Annotated in this window: 10 protein-coding genes; 3 read left to right on the top strand and 7 right to left on the bottom strand. The window is 37.9% G+C overall.

What is annotated here, in order from left to right:
- Nucleotides 1–39: 39 nt before the first annotated feature.
- From KYH19_RS03845 to KYH19_RS03825, 5 genes are all read right to left on the bottom strand, one after another.
- A complete protein-coding gene (locus KYH19_RS03845) occupies nt 40–2,421 on the bottom strand; it encodes an ABC transporter permease (RefSeq protein WP_219077625.1) in 2,382 nt (793 codons plus the stop codon).
- Between the two features lie 76 nt (nt 2,422–2,497).
- Nucleotides 2,498–4,870, bottom strand: coding sequence for an ABC transporter permease (locus KYH19_RS03840; protein ID WP_219077624.1), 2,373 nt, complete (start codon nt 4,868–4,870; stop codon nt 2,498–2,500).
- Nucleotides 4,871–4,946: 76 nt separating this feature from the next.
- A complete protein-coding gene (locus tag KYH19_RS03835; RefSeq protein ID WP_219077623.1) occupies nt 4,947–7,319 on the bottom strand; it encodes an ABC transporter permease in 2,373 nt (790 codons plus the stop codon).
- A gap of 218 nt (nt 7,320–7,537) precedes the next feature.
- Nucleotides 7,538–8,236 (bottom strand): ABC transporter ATP-binding protein, encoded by a 699-nt coding sequence (locus tag KYH19_RS03830; RefSeq protein WP_219077622.1) that lies wholly within the window; start codon nt 8,234–8,236, stop codon nt 7,538–7,540.
- A 192-nt stretch (nt 8,237–8,428) separates the two neighbouring features.
- Nucleotides 8,429–9,673 (bottom strand): efflux RND transporter periplasmic adaptor subunit, encoded by a 1,245-nt coding sequence (locus KYH19_RS03825; protein WP_219077621.1) that lies wholly within the window; start codon nt 9,671–9,673, stop codon nt 8,429–8,431.
- Between the two features lie 179 nt (nt 9,674–9,852).
- Here KYH19_RS03825 and KYH19_RS03820 point away from each other — a divergent pair, with 179 nt between their 5' ends.
- The 3 genes from KYH19_RS03820 (at nt 9,853) to KYH19_RS03810 (ending at nt 14,920) form a co-directional block, all read left to right on the top strand.
- Entirely contained in the window at nt 9,853–11,223 is a 1,371-nt protein-coding gene (locus tag KYH19_RS03820) for a sigma-54 dependent transcriptional regulator (protein WP_219077620.1), read from the top strand.
- A 67-nt stretch (nt 11,224–11,290) separates the two neighbouring features.
- On the top strand, nt 11,291–12,646 hold the full coding sequence (locus KYH19_RS03815) for a PAS domain-containing sensor histidine kinase (protein ID WP_219077619.1): 1,356 nt from the start codon (nt 11,291–11,293) through the stop codon (nt 12,644–12,646).
- Nucleotides 12,647–12,730: 84 nt separating this feature from the next.
- Complete coding sequence (locus KYH19_RS03810; protein WP_219077618.1) at nt 12,731–14,920, top strand: bifunctional alpha,alpha-trehalose-phosphate synthase (UDP-forming)/trehalose-phosphatase; 2,190 nt, start codon at nt 12,731–12,733, stop codon at nt 14,918–14,920.
- 580 nt (nt 14,921–15,500) lie between these two features.
- On the opposite strand, the gene KYH19_RS03805 is transcribed toward KYH19_RS03810, so the two are convergent.
- Both KYH19_RS03805 and KYH19_RS03800 read right to left on the bottom strand, forming a co-directional pair.
- Nucleotides 15,501–17,285, bottom strand: a complete 1,785-nt coding sequence (locus KYH19_RS03805; protein WP_219077617.1) for a glycoside hydrolase family 15 protein — start codon at nt 17,283–17,285, stop codon at nt 15,501–15,503.
- A 612-nt stretch (nt 17,286–17,897) separates the two neighbouring features.
- Entirely contained in the window at nt 17,898–19,166 is a 1,269-nt protein-coding gene (locus tag KYH19_RS03800; protein ID WP_219077616.1) for a glucose-1-phosphate adenylyltransferase, read from the bottom strand.

Raw genomic sequence — 19,166 nt, 5'->3', positions numbered from 1 at the left:
CGTAGATTTATCGCTAACACCAAACGCCTCACGCAGGTCTTATTCATATTTAAGTGCATCAACAGCGTTTGCTTTGGCCACTTTAAAGGTTTGCAGGCTTACTGTTAAAATGGCAATAATTACCGAGGTTAAAAGGGCAAGCAAAAAAGGCCATGGATTAATCGTAATTTTATAATCATATTTTTCCAGCCATTTGGCAACAAGAATATAGGCTACCGGGATAGCGATCACATTGGATATGATTACCAGTTTCATAAAATCTTTGTTCAAAAGGACCAGGATATCAGAAAGATTAGCGCCCAATACTTTACGGATACTGATTTCTTTACTGCGCTGCTCGGCGGTGTATAGCGCTAAACCCAATAAACCTAAGCAGGAGATAAAAATGGCAAATCCTCCAAAAATGTTCGAAAGGACACTAAGTAACCTTTCGCTCCTAAGTTTTTCGGCCATGCCCTGGCTAACCATTTTCACCTCTATAGGGTAAGCTGGGTTTAAATTCTGACTTATCGATTTAATTTTTCCGATAGAAGTTGAAAGCGATTGTTTCGGATTGAGCTTAAGTAGCAAAACCCGACTCGTTTTAACATTGTAATAATAAACTGTTGGCTGTATTTTAGACGCAAGCGATTCATTTGAATAATCCTGCACCACTCCTACCACTTTAAGCGGTGGGTTATCGCCCCAATGGATAACGGTACCGACAGGATTTTTTAACCCCATTATGTTAACAGCACTTTGATTGAGGAGTAGTGATGTAGCCGTATCAGCTGAAAATTTAGGATCAAAATCTCTCCCTGCAAGAATCTTTACACCAGTTGTTTTGGCAAAATCGAAACCTGTACTTCTATAATTAATAATCGAGACATCATTTTTGGGTTTGCCTGGCCATTGAATATTGCCCGTAATTGAACCGCTACTGGTAAAAGAGTTGGCATATTCGGTTGCAGCAACAATGGCTCCTTCCCTTTCCAGTTCTTTTTTAAAGGTTTTGAGTTTTTCGGGTTTTGTCCATTCCCCTTCCAGGTCGATCTGTGCCAATGCCGTTTCATCAAAACCCAAAGGCTTATTTTTAAGGTGCTGGATCTGGCTATAAATCACAATTGCCGAAATAATCATGCAGATGGAAAGACTAAACTGTACCACCACCAGGATTTTACGGATGGATAATGAACCTGTTGAGCCTTTAAATCCCTTAAGTACTTTTACAGGGATAAAAGAGGAGAGGTAAAATGCAGGATAACTGCCGGCAAGCAGACCTGTAATCAAAATCATAGCAAGCAATACCGCCCAAAAGCCGGTTGCGCCATAATTAATTTTGATTGAAATATCGAGCAGATTGTTAAAATAAGGTAATGAAACCTCGAGTAGCGTGAACGCGATCAACATGGCTAAAAACGATAGCAGGAATGATTCTACCATAAACTGCCCCATGATGGTGTTGCGGGTAGATCCTAAAGCTTTTCGCACCCCTACTTCTCTCGCCCGTTTTTCAGATTTGGCGGTAGAAAGGTTCATGTAATTGATGCAAGCGATAAATAATACACAAATGGCCAGAAAAACAAATAATCGCAACTGGTCAATTTTACCTCCCACCGATTTCCCATTATCAAAATCATCGTATAAATGAAATTTGCTTAAAGGAAAAAGAAAAGGTTCGTATGTCATTTCTTTTAAATCGGGTTCTTTGTTTACGATGAAGTGTTTTAGAGCCGCATTTGTAGCCTCCAGGGAAGCATTATCCTTAAGCTGAAATAAAGTTAAACAGGTAATGGCTCCCCATGCATTTTCTTTTTGCGAAGGATTTTCCTGTTCAAAAAAAGCCCATGGTTGCAACACATCATATTGCATACTCTGGTTTTTGGGAAGGTCTTCTATAACGGCTGTCACTTTTAAACTGATCCTGTTATCATATTTAATGCTTTGTCCGATCGGGTTCTCCCCGCCAAATAGTTTTTTAGCAGTAGATTGGCTGATCAATACATTATTTGGTTCGTTTAAAGCCGTATTTGGATCTCCATAGATGAATTTGTGATCGAGGATCTTTAAAAAATCCGGATCAACATTCATCCCTGAAAGTTTAAAATTATGTTGATTACGGCTGAACAACTTCTCTCCGTTATTCATCGATATGCGGGCTGCACTTTTAATGCCAGGCAGTTCTGAAGCGCCGGCTTTGGCTAGTTTATTCGGAACAGCCATAGTAGTAGCCAGTTTGCCGTTAAACTTTAAATTTAATGCAGCAATATATACCTTATCAGCATTTTTATATTGCTTATCGAAACTCCATTCGTAGTTAACGTACAGAAGTAACATCAAACAACAGGCCATGCCGATAGCTAAGCCACCTACATTGATCATTGTAAAACCCTTGTTTTTCCAAAGGTTACGCAAGGCTATTTTAAAGTTGAGTCTAAACATATTTTTGAGGTTTAGCGTAAAGCGTTTGGGGATTAGCGGTAAATCCACGCTGATCGCCAAACGCTAAGCGCATGGTTTATTCGTATTTAAGTGCATTTACAGGGTTTGCTCTTGCAGTTTTATAAGCCTGAAAACTTACGGTAATCAATGCCATTAGTAAAGTACCAAACCCGGCTATCGGCATAATCCACCATGATATTTCGGTGTGAAATTCGAATTTCATCAGCCATTTATTCATTAAAAAGTAACTTAAAGGGATTGCTATAATGATGGATACTACAATCATCTTTACAAAAGAGAGCGACAGCAGTTGCATTAAATTAAGTAAAGACGCACCTAGCACCTTGCGTACCCCAAATTCTTTTGTTCTTTGCTCAGCACTATAAGCTACGAGACCAAAAAGGCCTAAACAGGAAACAAAAATGGCCAGTCCGCCGAAAAGGTTAGAAAGAATGCCCAAAGTTTTTTCGGCATTGTATTTTTCAGCGTAAACATTATTTAAAAAATTAATCTCTAAAGGGTAAGCTGGGTTTAAAGCTTTTGTAATCCTGCTGATGGTTTCAATATTACTTTGAAGGCTGTTATTTTCATTTAGACGCATCGTAATGTTTCCCGTTTGTTTCTTATCGAAAAACACCACCATCGGGTTATTTGATTTATAAGGCGAATCCCAGACATAATCGTCGAAAACACCTATGATGTTAAATTTATCGCCAAAAATGGTAATTGTTTTGCCCACCGGATTTTTATAGTCAAAAATTTTCACTGCCGAGGCACTTACCATCACAGCACTTGTATCTGAAGCGAAGTTCTCCGAAAAATCTCTCCCCTTAGTTAATTTGATGCCATTGGTTTTGATAAAATCGTAAGTGGTAATTACCTGGTTAAACATTTGATTGTTTGTCGCTTTCAACATTCCTTCCCATTCGATACCTGCAAAATTTCGACCATGATGCGACAAGCTAACCGATGATTGGAACATGGAGGTAACCGCCCCAGATTTTAGGAGCTCATTTCGCAGCAGCTCATATTTTGTTTTCAGTTCCCCATCCTGCGGCATTTCTACCAAAGTGTTCACATCAAATCCTACCGGTCTGTTTTTAATGTACTGGATCTGTTTGTAGATAACTAAAGTGGAAATAATGAGGATAATAGCAAAACAAAACTGCCCTACTACCAATACCTGCCTTAAACTCACCGAAAAGAACCCCTTTGACTTAATTTTTCTTTTTAAGGTTTGTATGGGGTTAAAAGACGAGAGGTAAAATGCAGGGTAACTGCCCGCGATTAATCCGGTGACTAAAACAATTCCAATAATGCCTATCCAACTGGTACTGTTGAAATAAGAGATATTCAATTTAATATTCAACAGGTTGTTAAAAGCTGGCAAAAAGATCTCGAGGATGGCAATCGAAAAAATCACCGCAATAAGTGTCAACATCATCGATTCGGTTAAGAACTGTACAATCAACGAACTACGGTTGGCGCCAATAGTCTTCTTTATGCCAACCTCTTTTGCGCGTTTTTCGGACTTGGCTGTAGCCATGTTCATAAAATTAATACAGGCTATTAAAAGAATTCCAAAAGCGAGTCCAACAAACAGATAAATCTGTTCTATTGAACCACCTATACTTTTGCCATCTTCGAACTTACCATATAAATGTAGCCTTGCCAATGGGAACAGCACCTGTGATTGTTCATTATTTATATTATTTTTTTTCTCTATCTGATTAATTTTTTGGTTAACCAAATCTAAGTTTGCGCCATTTTTTAACATCACCAGTGTTACAAAACTAAAATTGCTCCAGTTTAGATCTTTGGCGCTTGCATCAATCGTTTCATATAAAGACCAGGGCATTAAATAATCAAACTTATTGGAGCTATTATCAGGTTGATCTTTAATTACACCGGTTATATTCAAATCCAAAAGATCTTTAAAACGTACGCTTTTATTCAATACATCTGCTGTTCCGAACAATACTTTAGCGGTAGATTCAGTTAAAATAACCGAATTTGGATTACTTAACGCTGTGCTCGCGTTGCCATAAATAAATTCATAATCGTACATTTTTAAGATATCAGGCTCGGCGAATTTAGATTGACGCTTAAAGGCGTTCTGTCCGTTGGCAATTAAATTTTTACCTCCATAATCCATCCTCGCCATGTACTTCAGTTCTGGCAAACTTTGTTTAATTACCGGACCGAAAGCAGTGGTTGAGCCTTCAAAAGTTCCGGAAATCTTACCGTTATCGCCCGGAATATTGGTCATAGTGGTAAAAACGTTAGCCGATTCTTTAGCCTGCTTATCAAAGTTCCATTCGTAAGTAACATACAAGAGCAACATTAAACAGGCAGCCAAGCCAATGGCCAGCCCAATTACGTTAATAAAGGAGCTCACCTTGTTTCGCCAAAGGTTACGCAGTGCAATTTTTAAGTTAAGTCTAAACATATTTTTGAGGTTTAGCGTAAAGCGTTTGGCAGTTAGCGGTAAATCCACGCTGATCACCAAACGCTAAGCGCATGGCTTATTCATATTTAAGTGCATCAATCGGGTTTGCTTTCGCCACTTTAACCGATTGCACACTTACAGTAAGTATTGCTATAATCACCGATAGGCTTATAGCCACAATAAATGGTAGGGCGGAAACCGAAATACGGTATTCGTAGCCCGAAAGCCATTTATTGATAATAATATAAGCCAACGGAAATGCGATCAGGTTTGCAATGGCAACCAGTTTGATAAAATCTTTGTTCAATAACGTGAGGATATTGGCTGTGCTAGCGCCTAAAACTTTACGGATGCTGATTTCTTTTTTGCGTTGCTCGGCCATGAAAAGCGCTAATCCCAACAAGCCTAAACAAGAAATGAAGATGGCAAAACCACCGAACCAGTTTGAAAGTGAACCTAGAATTTTTTCATTTTTAAATTTCACTTCAAATGATTCGTTCACAAATTTGCGGTTAACAGGATAATTAGGCTCCATTTGCTTTACTAAATCATCAATTTTAGCCAGTGATGAACTGATGTTTTGATTTGGATTTAAACGCGCAATGATAACCCTAGCATCGTACTTTCTATTTACCCTAAAAATCATTGGGCTTACTCTTTGATAAACACTTTCTACCACAAAATCTTTTACAATACCAACTACAGTTAGCTTTTTATCTCCCCAGAAAGTAATTACTTTGCCAATTGGATTTTTTAATTTCATCATTCTCACAGCTGCCTCATTTAGCAATACGCTAGTTGTATCATTAGGAAATTTCGCAGAAAACTCCCTGCCACTAATCATTTTAGTGCCAATAGTTTCAACAAAATCATATCCTATTGCTCTATGATTAAAAGAAATTTTCTCATTCGGATTTTTGCCTTCCCATTCTACAGCTGTTGTATTATCTACACCTTCAGTAAGATCTGCACTAAAAGAAGTAACATTAGTTGTTACCCCAGCTGCTATAAGTTGTGTTTTAAGCAATTCTAACTTAGCTGCATCGTTCATTTTGCCAACTACTGCTATCTGAATTAAATTGGATTGATCATAACCAATAGGTTTGTTTTTAACATAATTAAGTTGCTGATAAATTACTGCTGTGCAGATAATTAAACTTGCAGCAAAAACGAATTGGCCCACCACTAGTACTTTCCTCACCGAAGTGGATGAATCTGATTTAAGGGTGAAACCTTTTAACACTTTTATTGGCTCGAAAGAAGATAAATAAAGCGCCGGATAACTACCCGCAATTAATCCGGTTAAAATCATTAGCCCCACTAGTGTTAACCAAAACAGGCTATTATGATAATCTATTGTTAATTTAATATCTAACAAACTATTAAAATATGGCAAACTCACCTCAATTAAGATAAAGGCTAAAACGGTGGCAATAAATGTGATGAGCAGGGATTCTAAAAAAAACTGATTAATTAAAGATTTACGTGTTGATCCGATTGCTTTACGAACGCCAACTTCTTTTGCCCTACGCTCTGAGCGTGCTGTAGATAAATTCATAAAATTTACACAGGCAATTAGCAAAATGCAAAAGGCCAGCAATAAGAATATTTTAAGCTGGTCTATTTTTCCACCTACCGATTTACCGTTAACAAAATCATCGTATAAGTGCCATTTGGTTAAAGGATGCAGTAAAGCTATGGCCGTATTATCTTTTTGATTGCGTTTGTAAATACCATGCATCAAATCATTTGCAGCAGTAAAAAAATTATTATCCTTTAACTGAACAAGCGTTAAACACATATTATTTCCCCAATTGCCTTCCTTTGCCCAGGTTTCTCTTTTTTCGAATAATGCCCAAGGCATGATGCACTCAAAAGTTAAACTACTATTTGCTGGTGCATCTTCTATTACCGCTTCAACCTTTAATGCTTCCTGATTTTCCAGCTTTACCATTTTATTAATAGGATCTTCATTTCCAAATAACTTTTTTGCAAAAGATTTGGTGAGGATGATGGTATTTACATCTTTTAAAACCTGTGCTGAATTACCTTCAAGAAATTTATAGTCCAATATTTTAATAAAATTTTGGTCGGCAAATATTGCACTGCTATTTATTTTATTATCACCAACGGTAATTAATTGTTTTCTCGGATAAGTAGTGTGAGTGGCATACTTAACGCCAGGGATTTTTTCCTGCACTTCTTTAGCCATCACATTTGGTGTCCACGCCCAGCTAAAAGTTTTACCATTTGCCTCCATGTTTTGATAAACTACATACGTTTTATCGTGATTGGAGAATTGTTTATCATAACTCCACTCGTAAGCAACATAAAGTAACAAAACCATACAACTGGCTAAGCCAATGGCTAAACCCCCGATGTTAATCAAAGAGAAACCCTTGTTTTTCCAGAGGTTACGTAAGGCTATTTTAAGGTTTAATTTGAACATATTGTTATTGTTTGGAGATAGGTGGTTAGCGTGTGGCGTTCAAAATGCCTATCTGGTGTTTTTTACTATTTCGCCTTCCCAAATCTTCCCATCCAGGAAGATTTTTGGGCAGACTTATCATTAACTAAACTAAAATCTTTTTTTATTAGGTGTAAGGTTTAGGGCTGAAGGTTTAAGGTGGACTAACCCTTACGCCTTAAACCTTTTACCCTAAGCCTCTATATGAGTTCTTCGTTCCTGCTTTTATTGATCTTCTCCGATATTACATGTCCATCTTTCAGGTTGATGATTCTGTTCGAAAAACTGGCGTCATGACTAGAGTGGGTAACCATTACAATGGTAGTTCCGGTTTCATTTAGTTCGCAAAGCAACTCCATTACTTCATTACCGTGCGAGCTATCCAGGTTTCCTGTAGGCTCATCGGCCAGAACCAGTTTTGGTTTGGTTACCAAAGCCCTTGCTACTGCTACACGCTGCTGCTGTCCACCCGATAATTGTTGCGGAAAGTGACCACTACGGTTTACAATATTCATTCTTTCGATAATTTCGTTCACCAATTTCTTGCGTTCTGCGGCAGGAATTTTATTATAAATTAAGGGCAGTTCGATGTTTTCGAAAACAGTTAATTCATCAATCAGATTGAAATTCTGAAAAACGAATCCCATATTTCTTTTACGGAAATTTGAACGCTCTCTATCATTAAGCGTTAAAAGTTCTGTATCGATAAATTTGTAGCTTCCACTTTCAGGCTTATCCAATAAACCCATTACATTTAACAGGGTAGATTTCCCACAACCTGATGGCCCCATGATGGAAACAAATTCGCCTGCTGCCACGTGAAGGTTAATTCCTTTAAGTGCAGTAGTTTCTACTTCTTCTGTTTTGTAAACTTTTTCCAGATTTTCTATTTTAATCATCGTATCAAGTGTTATTCTAGTATCAAGTATTTAGTATCAAGACTTGTACAAGTAATGAGTATCAAGTATCAAGACCGGAGTAATTATTATTAGTTAACTTTATTCTCTATTTCTAAAAATCGCAAATTGGGTTATCGATTATTTTTAATTTATTGATCATTAATTATTGCATATCGCTAACCGCCACGCGCTCTACTTATTAATCTCCACCTGATCGTACTGGTTAAACTGATCGTAAGATGAAGTAATTACTTCGTCGCCTTTTTGCAAACCATCCAAAATTTCATAATACAGATAGTTTTTCCGACCGATTTTAACATTTTTCTTAATTGCCTTGCCATTATTTATCACAAATACCCATGAACCGCCGGTACTTTGAAAAAACTGTCCTTGCGCCAGAAGCAATGATTTGCTGTTATCCGATAAGGTCAATTTGGTCTGTAATGATAAACCACGGCGTAAACCTTCGGGTGAAGCACCTTTAAATACCATTTCTACCTGAAACTGGCCCGCAGTAACTTCTGGAATTACTTTACTTACGGTTAAGTTATAAGTTTTACCATTAAACTCACAGCTAGCGGTTTGTCCTTCTTTTACACGATTAATATAATATTCATCAACTCCTGCCTGAAGTTTATAACCTTGCAACACATCAATCTTTCCAATCATTTCGTTAGAATTATATGATTTACCGATCACAGGATCGTAAGATGACAATTTACCAGATACCGGAGCTTTGATCGTCATATTTTCGATGTTTTTACGGATCATTTCCAAACTTTCGTTCATTTGCCCCATCGATTGATCAATCTGTGCCAGTTGCATTTTACGGCTTTGATTTTCCTGTTTAACTGCCTGACGCACAATTTTAAGCTTGCCCTGGTAATATTCAAAATCCTGACTCGATTTGTTAAATTCTTGTAGCGTAATTACTTTTTTGGCGAAAAGTGAGCTATCTAATCTATATTGACGGGTTGCTGTTCTTAAACTATTTTCTACATCTAAAACATCCTGATTTAAAACCCGCTGATTTTGCTCTAAATCCAACCGCGATTTCCGCAACTGATTAATCTGTTCAGTAGCAGCAGTTTGACTAGAGGTATAACTCAACATGGCATTTGAATTGGAGATTCTTAATAATGGCGTTCCTTTTACAACCGAAGCTCCATTCTCAGTAAAAATTTCAGCAACTGTACCACCTTCAGATGAACTTACAATTACTGAAGTTAAAGGAACTACACTGGCATTTAATAGCACCACATCTTCAAAATCGCCATATTCTACTTTACTGATGGTTAATTTATCGGCATCGGCACTGTAAACTTTTTTGAGGGACAAAGTATAGCCATAAATTACAACTGCAACAAAAGCAATTGCTCCACCTATAATTAACAAGGTCTTAGTGCTAAATCTTTTTTTCTCTATTTTCTTATCCATGTGTTCGGTTGTACTGTTCGATTTCCCTTATGCCAAGCTTGTGCCAAAATCCAAAACCACAATTAAAATTCTATAAATCAATAAATTACAAGTTTTTATTATTTTTATCTGTTCATTATCGGACAGTTGATGTGCGGGAGCGGACAGTTTTATTACTTTAGCACATCAAATTTAAATTTATGTTAGACGCCACAGTTTTAATTATCGATGACGACGACGATATCCTGCTTAGTGCCCGTTTGTTTTTAAAGCAGCAGGTAAAGCAGGTAATTACCTGTAAATCGCCTAAAGAAATCAATGTTTTACTAAGTAAAAATGAAGTAGACATCATCCTTCTTGATATGAACTATCAAAAAGGTGCAAGTGATGGTCGTGAGGGATTATATTGGCTCGAACACATTTTATCTATTGATAAAGATTATGTAGTCATTTTAATGACAGCCTTTGGAAATGTTGAACTTGCAGTTAAAGCAATTAAAAAAGGAGCCACCGACTTTATTTTAAAGCCCTGGGAAAATGAAAAACTTTTCGCCACCATTTCTTCGGCCTCAAAACTACGGGAATCGACCAGAAAAGTTAAAAAACTCGAAAAAATACATTCTTCCTTGCAAAAAGACCTTACCCGTGGTTTTGAGAATATCGTTGGTCAGGCTGATGGTATAAAACACCTACAGGCCACTTTGGTTAAAGTTGCACCTACTGATGCAAATGTGTTAATTTTAGGAGAAAATGGTACCGGAAAACAGGTTTTTGCTTATGAAATCCACGGAAACTCGCAGCGCAAGAATCAGGTTTTTATGCATGTTGATTTGGGTTCCTTGAATGAAAATTTGTTCGAGAGTGAACTTTTCGGTTATGCCAAAGGTGCTTTTACCGATGCAAAAGAGGATAAACCCGGACGTTTCGAACTGGCAGATGGAGGAACAATTTTTTTAGATGAGATTGGAAATTTAACACTACCGCTTCAGGCCAAATTATTAAGCGTTTTACAGAACCGTACGGTTACCCGTTTGGGCGAAAGTAAAGAACGTAAAGTAAATGTTCGCTTAATCACCGCCACCAATATGCCACTAAACGAAATGGTAGCAAAAAATACATTTCGGCAGGATTTGCTTTTCCGGATCAATACTGTTGAACTCTTATTGCCACCATTACGGAAACGTGGAACCGATATTTTATTATTGGCGAATCATTTTATGCAGGTTTTCAGTTCAAAATATCACAAAGAAATCCGTAAATTAAGTCATAAAGCAGAAGATGTACTTTTAAATTATAAATGGCCGGGCAATGTGCGCGAATTGCAGCATGTTTTAGAACGTGCAGTAATTATGAGCGACGGAAACGAAATTTCGGAAGATGATTTACAGTTGAGTCCACAGCGTTTTGCACAGAACAATTCAATGCCCGACGAAATGGCACTTGAGGATATGGAAAAAATGATGGTGCAAAAAGCCATCGACAAGCACAAGGGAAACATATCAAAAGCCGCCGCCGAACTAGGTTTAACCCGCGCAGCATTGTATAGAAGAATTGAGAAATTTGGAATCTAAGCTGAAAGCTAAAAGACCAAAGCTTAAAGCTTTAGTCTTTCGCCTTTAAGCTTTCAGCTTTAAAAACATGTTTTACCAACGTTTTACCTTCCGTTTAATATTCCGCCTGCTGATTATCAATTTACTCGGCTATCTCCTGTTTTACCTGATTAAAAATACTCAACTCTGGTTTACTATAATAGGAGTTGCACTGATTTTTTTTGGTACTATTATTTCCCTTTACTATTATATCAATCAGATTCGATCGGATATTAACCGTTTTATCTTAGCTGTTAAAACGAGAGATCATACCTTGAACTTTAAAAATAAAGTAACGAGGGGAAGCTTTCCTGAATTATACGAATCGTTTAGTGATATTTTACAGGTGCACAAGCAGATCAGATTAGAACAGGAAGCCATGTTTCAACTGATCAAAACCATTTTAGAACAGGTTCCTGTGGGTGTAATCGTAGTGAACAACACAAAAGAAGAAAAAGATGAGGAAATTGCCTTTTTCAACCAGGCTGCGTCAAGCCTTTTAGGTGTACCCGCTTATAAGTACTGGCATCGGTTGAAACAGCATCTCCCGGCATTTGGAACAGAAATAGAGCAAATTTTAACGGGCGGAAAGCGGTTTTTGGAACTAAAAATCCAGGATAAACTGATCCAATTATCAACAGAGGTAATCCCCTTAAACCTTTACGGGAAAAACTATACCATTATCAGTTTTCAAAACATTAAAGATGAAATTGAGCAAAAAGAAACTGAAGCATGGAATAGATTAATTGGCGTAATTTCTCATGAAATTTTAAATTCCATCACGCCCATCAGCTCATTATCGGATACGATCAATAAAATGGTAACCGATAAAAATAACTTGACCGAGGATGAAATGGACGACCTTAAAACAGCTCTACAGACCATCCAAAGGCGTTCATCGGGTTTATTGGATTTCGTAAAAGATTATCGCTTAATTGCCGAACTGCCTACTCCAAACCTCGAATCGCACACCATTGGTGAAATATTAAAGCACATTAAAGTTTTAATGCAGCCATTTGCAAAAGTTAAAAATGTGGTGCTAGATGTAGAACAGACTTCCTCAAAAATCACCGTTCAGCTGGATCTGAAATTAGTAGAGCAAGTATTAATCAACCTGATTACAAACAGCATTTATGCAGTCGAAAATAAGGAAATGCCTTATATCAATGTAAATTACCGTTTAGAAAACACTAAACTGTATATTGATGTAACCGATAATGGAAAAGGTATTGATGCTGGTGATCTGGAAAAAATATTTGTTCCGTTTTACACCACCAGGAAAAACGGATCTGGCATTGGACTAACGATTAGCCGCAACATTATGAAGATGCATAGAGGCAGTATTGAAGTAATTTCTACTCCTGAAAGTGGTACCACTTTTTCATTGGTATTTAACTACGTTTAATCATTTGAATGTTTTTTTGACCTAAAAATTCAAACAAAACCAATTTGATATGCTTTTAATGATATAGATACATCAAATACAAGCATGAAGACAGTTATAATATCGAACAGACTACCCGTTAAAATCATCGAAGAGAACGACGAATACACGTTTATTCCCAGCGAGGGCGGCCTTGCGACCGGTCTTGGCGACGTGTACAAATCAGGCAACTCCATCTGGATCGGATGGCCCGGAATCGAGGTGCCGGAAGAACGTCAGGAAGAAGTTACACAAAAACTCGCTGCATTAAACCTCTATCCGGTTTTTCTCACCCAAAACGAAATCAATTTATATTACGAAGGCTTTTCAAATGAAGTATTGTGGCCAGTATTCCATTATCTGGTTACTTACGCACATTACGAACAAAGTTATTGGGACTGCTATCAATCTGTTAATGAGAAATTTGCAAAAAGTGCCATGCAGGTATTGGGCAGAAAAGATAAAATCTGGATTCAAGACTACCAATTACTCCTTCTACCGGGAATTTTAAGAGAAAAACTTCCTAATGCTACCATCGGTTTTTTCCAGCATATCCCCTTTCCATCATACGAAATATTCAGGTTAATCCCCTGGAGGGAAGAACTTTTAAATGGGCTTATAGGTGCTGATTTAATCGGTTTCCATACTTTTGATGATGTTCGCCACTTTATTAGCACGGCAACACGCCTACTCCCCGTAAATTCATCATCAAACGTACTCAATAGCAACGAAAGGCAGATCGTGGTAGAAGCTTTCCCGATGGGAATTGATTATGATAAATTTTCGAGCTTAACTGCTACCGAAAAGGTGAAAAAAGAAATTGATTATTTCAGGACTGGAAAAGAAGAGATGAAAGTAATCCTTTCTATCGACCGCCTGGATTATAGCAAAGGTATTTTAGAACGGTTAAAAGCTTTAGAACTTTTGCTTCAGGTCCATCCCGAGTATATAGGAAAAATAGAACTTTTTATGATTGTCGTACCCTCTCGCGATACGGTACCTCAATATAGTGAGCTAAGGGATCAGATTGATCAGTTTGTAGGTAATTTAAATGCCCGTTACCGATCTATTAACTGGATTCCGGTGAATTATTTTTACCGTTCCTTCCCTATTGAGGTGTTATCGGCACTTTATGCCTCCGCAGATATCTGTTTGGTTACGCCAATGCGCGATGGCATGAACCTGGTCAGCAAGGAATATATTGCCAGTAGGAACAATAACGACGGCGTGCTCATATTAAGCGAAATGGCCGGTGCTTCTAAAGAATTAACCGATGCCGTAATAGTTAATCCGAACAACCTTGGCGACATTATGGAGGCCATTGTAACTGCATTAAAAATGCCTCTGGATGAGCAACAGCAACGCATGATAGCCATGCGGGCAATCGTAGAAAAATTCAATGTGAAACATTGGGTAAACAATTTTATTTTAAGATTAAACGAAGTGAAAGATTCTCAAAAATCGTTACTAACGAAGCATGCGGTAAATACCATTAATGAAGTAATTGCTGCAAAATATGCCAAAACAACCGATCGGGTACTGTTTTTGGATTATGATGGTACACTGGTAGATTTTACCGGAAATATTGATGATGCCTCACCAGATGATGAACTTTATGATTTAATAGAAAACCTAACCATTGATAATGCCAACAAAGTGGTGATTATAAGCGGAAGAAGAAACGAAACCTTGGAACAGTGGTTTGGACATTTAAAGGTAGACCTGATTGCAGAGCATGGAGCCTGGCAAAAATCGTACGGAGATAAATGGAACAGCCTTCCATTACTCACCGACCAATGGAAACAGGAAATAAAGACTCTATTAGAAACCTACACAGACCGCACCCCAGGATCGTTCATTGAAGAAAAAAGTTACTCCTTAGTTTGGCACTACCGAAAAGCAGAAGAAGGGTTAGGCGATTTAAGGGCTAATGAAATTATCAGCCACATGAAAATACTTGCTGCAGACAAGGGCTTGCAATTGATGCCGGGCAATAAGGTAATTGAGTTTAAAAACATGGAGGTTAACAAAGGTAAAGCTGCCTTAAATTGGCTTTACGATAAGAAACCAGATTTTATTTTGGCGCTTGGCGACGACCATACCGATGAAGATATTTTCCGGGTATTACCAGATGACGCATTTACCATAAAAGTTGGCAATAACATTTCGGAAGCAAAGTATTACCTCAATGATTTTAGAGAGGTTAGAAAGCTGCTTTGGAGTTTGGTGAAGGAAGAGTTTGTAGAGCGGAATTAATTTCGACGTAGCGTCATTAATTATGATCGTCATTTCGAGCGAAGTGCAACGTAGTCGAGAAATTTGTTGAGATAGATCTCTCCATTGCACTGCGTTACAGTCGAGATGACGACAATTTATTGAAATCTAACTCCGAGGTCTGTGTCCCTACAGACCTTTTTATAATAGCTTTAACAACTTTATTATGCATTGGACACATTAAAGTTGTCAAAGCTTTTTCTCACGAAATAAATCGTCATTTCGAGTGAATTGCAACGCAGTCGAGAAATCTATATTGAGAAATCTTGCTAGATAGATCTCTCCATTACACTGCGTTCCATCCGATAGCTATCGGATCGAGATGACGATACTTTCATTGAAATCTAACTCCAAGGTCTGTGTCCCCACAGACATTTTTTTTAATAGCTTTGACAACTTTTAATATGCATTGTGCGCGTAAAGTTGTCAAAGTTTTTTTACGAAATAAATCGTCATTTCGAGCGAAGTGCAACGTAGTCGAGAAATCTATATTGAGAAATCTTGCTAGATAGATCTCTCCATTACACTGCGTTCCAGTCGAGATGACGATAGTTTTACAATCTTACAAAAATATTGGCCTATCCAGTTTAATCGCAATACGGTAAGCCGCATTCATTAAACCCACATGGCTATAAGCTTGCGGGAAATTTCCCCACTGGCTACCTGTTTTAGCATCAACATCTTCGCTAAATAAAAGCAGGTGATTACAATATTTAATGATGTTTTCGAATTCCTTAATCGCTTCATCAGTACGGCCAACGCAAGCTAACGCTTCCACATACCAGAAAGCGCAGATTAAAAATGTTGTTTTCGGCTTTCCAAAATCATCAGCATGTAAGTATCGGTAAAATAATCCGTCTTCCGTTTTTAACTCCTTTTCTAAAGCGATTAAATGATCTTTCGCCCGATCTGAAGCCGGATCCAAATAATTCATCATAATCAATTGTAAAGTGCTGGCATCCAAATGCGGACTTCCAACGGCATTGGTATAAACCTTCCTTTCCGGATCATAACAAGCTTCAATGTGTGCCGCAGCTTTGTCGATTAAAACATTTGCCCGCTTTTCAAAATCTTCATTCCCTATAGTTTTAGCCATTTTTAAAGCCGCCTGCGCTCCTGCCCATTGAAATAAGTTACTGTAACAATGTACATTGGCAATATTTCTGAATTCCCAAATTCCGGCATCCTTTTCGTCAATGGTGCGTTCAATTTTAGAAAGTACACTTTCAATCCACTTTACTGAATCGCTGCGTTCAGAAAAAACAAAACGGTGGTCGGTATAAAGCGGTAACATCGAAATTAGAACCTGTCCATAAATATCATTTTGAATATGTTCGTAAGCCTGGTTTCCTATCCTGATGGGTTGTTCGCCTTTATAACCTTCCAAATGACTTAGCGTATGCTCGGTAATTTGCCTTTCTCCTGCAATACCGTATAAAGGTTGGTAGCGTGTATCTTCAGCGTGCGAAATATCAGAAAGGTAATTAAAATACTTCTCCATTTCTTCAAAATGACCGATATGGTTAAGTGAAGTTAATACATAATGTGAATCTCTTAACCAGCAATAGCGATAATCCCAGTTTCTTGTACTCCCAGGCGATTCTGGTAAACTGGTTGTACTTGCGGCAATAATTGCCCCAGTATCTTCGTATTGGTGAATTTTTAAAACCAAGGCTGATCGGATAACAAACGGTTGGTAAAAACCCGCTATTGACGAGTGTTTAATCCATAAGCGCCAATAAGAAATGGTTTCACGAAGAAAATTTTCAGCCGTACTCACAACAGGCGCTTCAAGGTTTTGTCCATAAGTCATAACGAGGTATTTTGCCTCATTTAATACAAATGCCTTTTCATCGATGATATAGGTAAGCGACACATTGGTGCTTAAACGAATATTTTCATCACAGCCCAGATAATCAATGTGATTACTGCCCCGGCTAGATTTCATTTTACCTTTTCCGTAGTCACAAACCGGCTCGCATTTAATGGTAATGCGTGGATTACCCTCCAAAGGTTCGATCTTTCTGATCAACATTAGTGGTTTAAAATAACGATCGTATAAGCGAAAACGTGGAGCAAAATCGGTAATGCGGTATTTTCCATCTTCAGCTGTGATTTCTGTCCTTAAAACATTGGTATTTTCGATATAATATTGATTTGAACTGAATTCGCCCTGAGGTAAAATTGAAAATTCGCCTCCTTTTTTTTCATCCAATAAACTCCCGAATACAAAAGGGCTATCAAAACGGGGCCAGCAAAGCCAAGATATATCAGTATTTTTATTTACATGTGCAATGAAAGCGCAATTTCCTATAATTCCTGTTTCATAAAGGTGCTGTTCGGCCATAGACTATATTTTTTGTTTATTTTACTAACAAGCCGATGGGAAAAAAGTTAGGGAGAAAATTTAAAAAAGCCGTTAAAATGATTAAGAATTTGTTTTTTTTGGAAATGTAAAGTCCTGCTTCAATCGCTTATTACAGCCCTGCTATCGTTCCAAGTACTCGCTCGTTCCTCACTCCGGGCTTTCCACTTTATCAGGTTTATTTGGGAAAGACTTCCGAAGTTTAAAAGGTGCAAAGCTCTGGTTAAACCGGAAGTCTGGTGCAGATCACGATAACTCCGCGTTAGGGCAATGTCATTAAGTTAAGGATTTTTTAACCATAGATGTACACAGATAAACACGGATTTTTTATATCTGTGTACATCCTTTTTATCTGTGGTTAAATTATACCTAACTGTACCGGAGCGAATCGCAGCCCTGAGCCCGACCCTTGCGGCAGCTTGGGGAATGCCCAAATCAGTTACTGGTTTATATTCGCAATTTCCTTAGTTGAGAGTATGTTAAAACCTTGGAGGTTTGATAAAAGATTCTTCGTTGCGCTTAGCATGACAATCAGGCAATAAAAAAGCCAGCCCCGAAAATCGCGACTGGCCTAATTAATGAGTTATGATTATCTTAAATCACCGTTCCACTAGGTACTACTGCACCCTTCTTGATCACAACAATACCGTCTTTAACAGCATAAAGTTCAAAGTCGCCGTCTTCTAAATGGTCGCCACCATTAATTTTAACATCGTTTCCTATGCGACAGTTTTTATCAATAATAGCGTTATTGATATGACAGCGATCTCCGATACCAATTAATGAATTCCCTTTATTGGTTTCTTCCTGAATTTCTTCAAGCGTTTGATAGCGATCGCTTCCCATAATATAAGCATTGGTAACTACCGTGTCCTTTCCGATTCTCGACCTGATCCCTAAAACGGCATGCTCTACCCTGCTGGCCTGAACAATGCAGCCTTCTGCGATAATGGTTTTATCTAAAGTAGTTCCCGAAATTTTTGATGGAGGTAACATCCTAGCCCTGGTAAAAATAGCATGGTTGCTATCGAACATATTAAATTTAGGGATTTCATCTGTCAGTCCTAAATTGGCCTCAAAGAAAGATGAAATATTTCCAATATCAGTCCAATAACCTTCGTACTGATAGCTTAAAACCCTGCTCTGAGAAATCGCTCTTGGCAAAATCTCTTTACCGAAATCTTTTTCCTCTTCGTTCTCATTTAAAATATTGATCAGGTACTCGCGGTTGAAAACATAAATACCCATCGAAGCTAAGAAGTTCCGTCCTTCGCCCTGCATTTCTTGTCCTGTATCCGAAACCCAGTCCTCTAAACCCGTTTTAGGCTTCTCAATAAAAGAGGTAATCATGTTTTCCTCGTCGGCCTTTAAAATACCAAAATCTGTTGCATCTTTTGCCGTTACCGGAATAGTGGCAATAGTAACTTCAGCATTGGCTTCGATATGTTTTTCGATCATATCTTTAAAATCCATCTGGTACAATTGATCACCGGATAAAATTAAGATGTAATCGAATTCGTGCGAAACAATGTGATGCATACACTGACGAACGGCATCTGCTGTACCCTGGAACCAACCTGAGTTTTGTACAGTTTGTTCAGCAGCCAAAATATCAACAAAAGCCGTACTAAAATGGCTAAAGTGATAGGTGTTTTTAATGTGTTTGTTTAGCGATGCTGAATTAAACTGGGTTAACACAAACATTCGGTGAATACCGGAATTTAAGCAATTTGAAATCGGAATATCTACCAATCGGTATTTACCAGCAATTGGAACTGCCGGTTTAGAACGTGTTTGTGTTAGTGGCGATAATCTAGAGCCCTGGCCACCGCCAAGGATAACGCCTAAAACTTTATCGGTCAT

The sequence above is a fragment of the Pedobacter sp. D749 genome, from assembly GCF_019317285.1.
Classification (GTDB): Bacteria; Bacteroidota; Bacteroidia; order Sphingobacteriales; family Sphingobacteriaceae; genus Pedobacter.
Note: the sequence above shows the minus strand (reverse complement) of the source record. Positions and strands in the feature narration are given on the sequence as shown.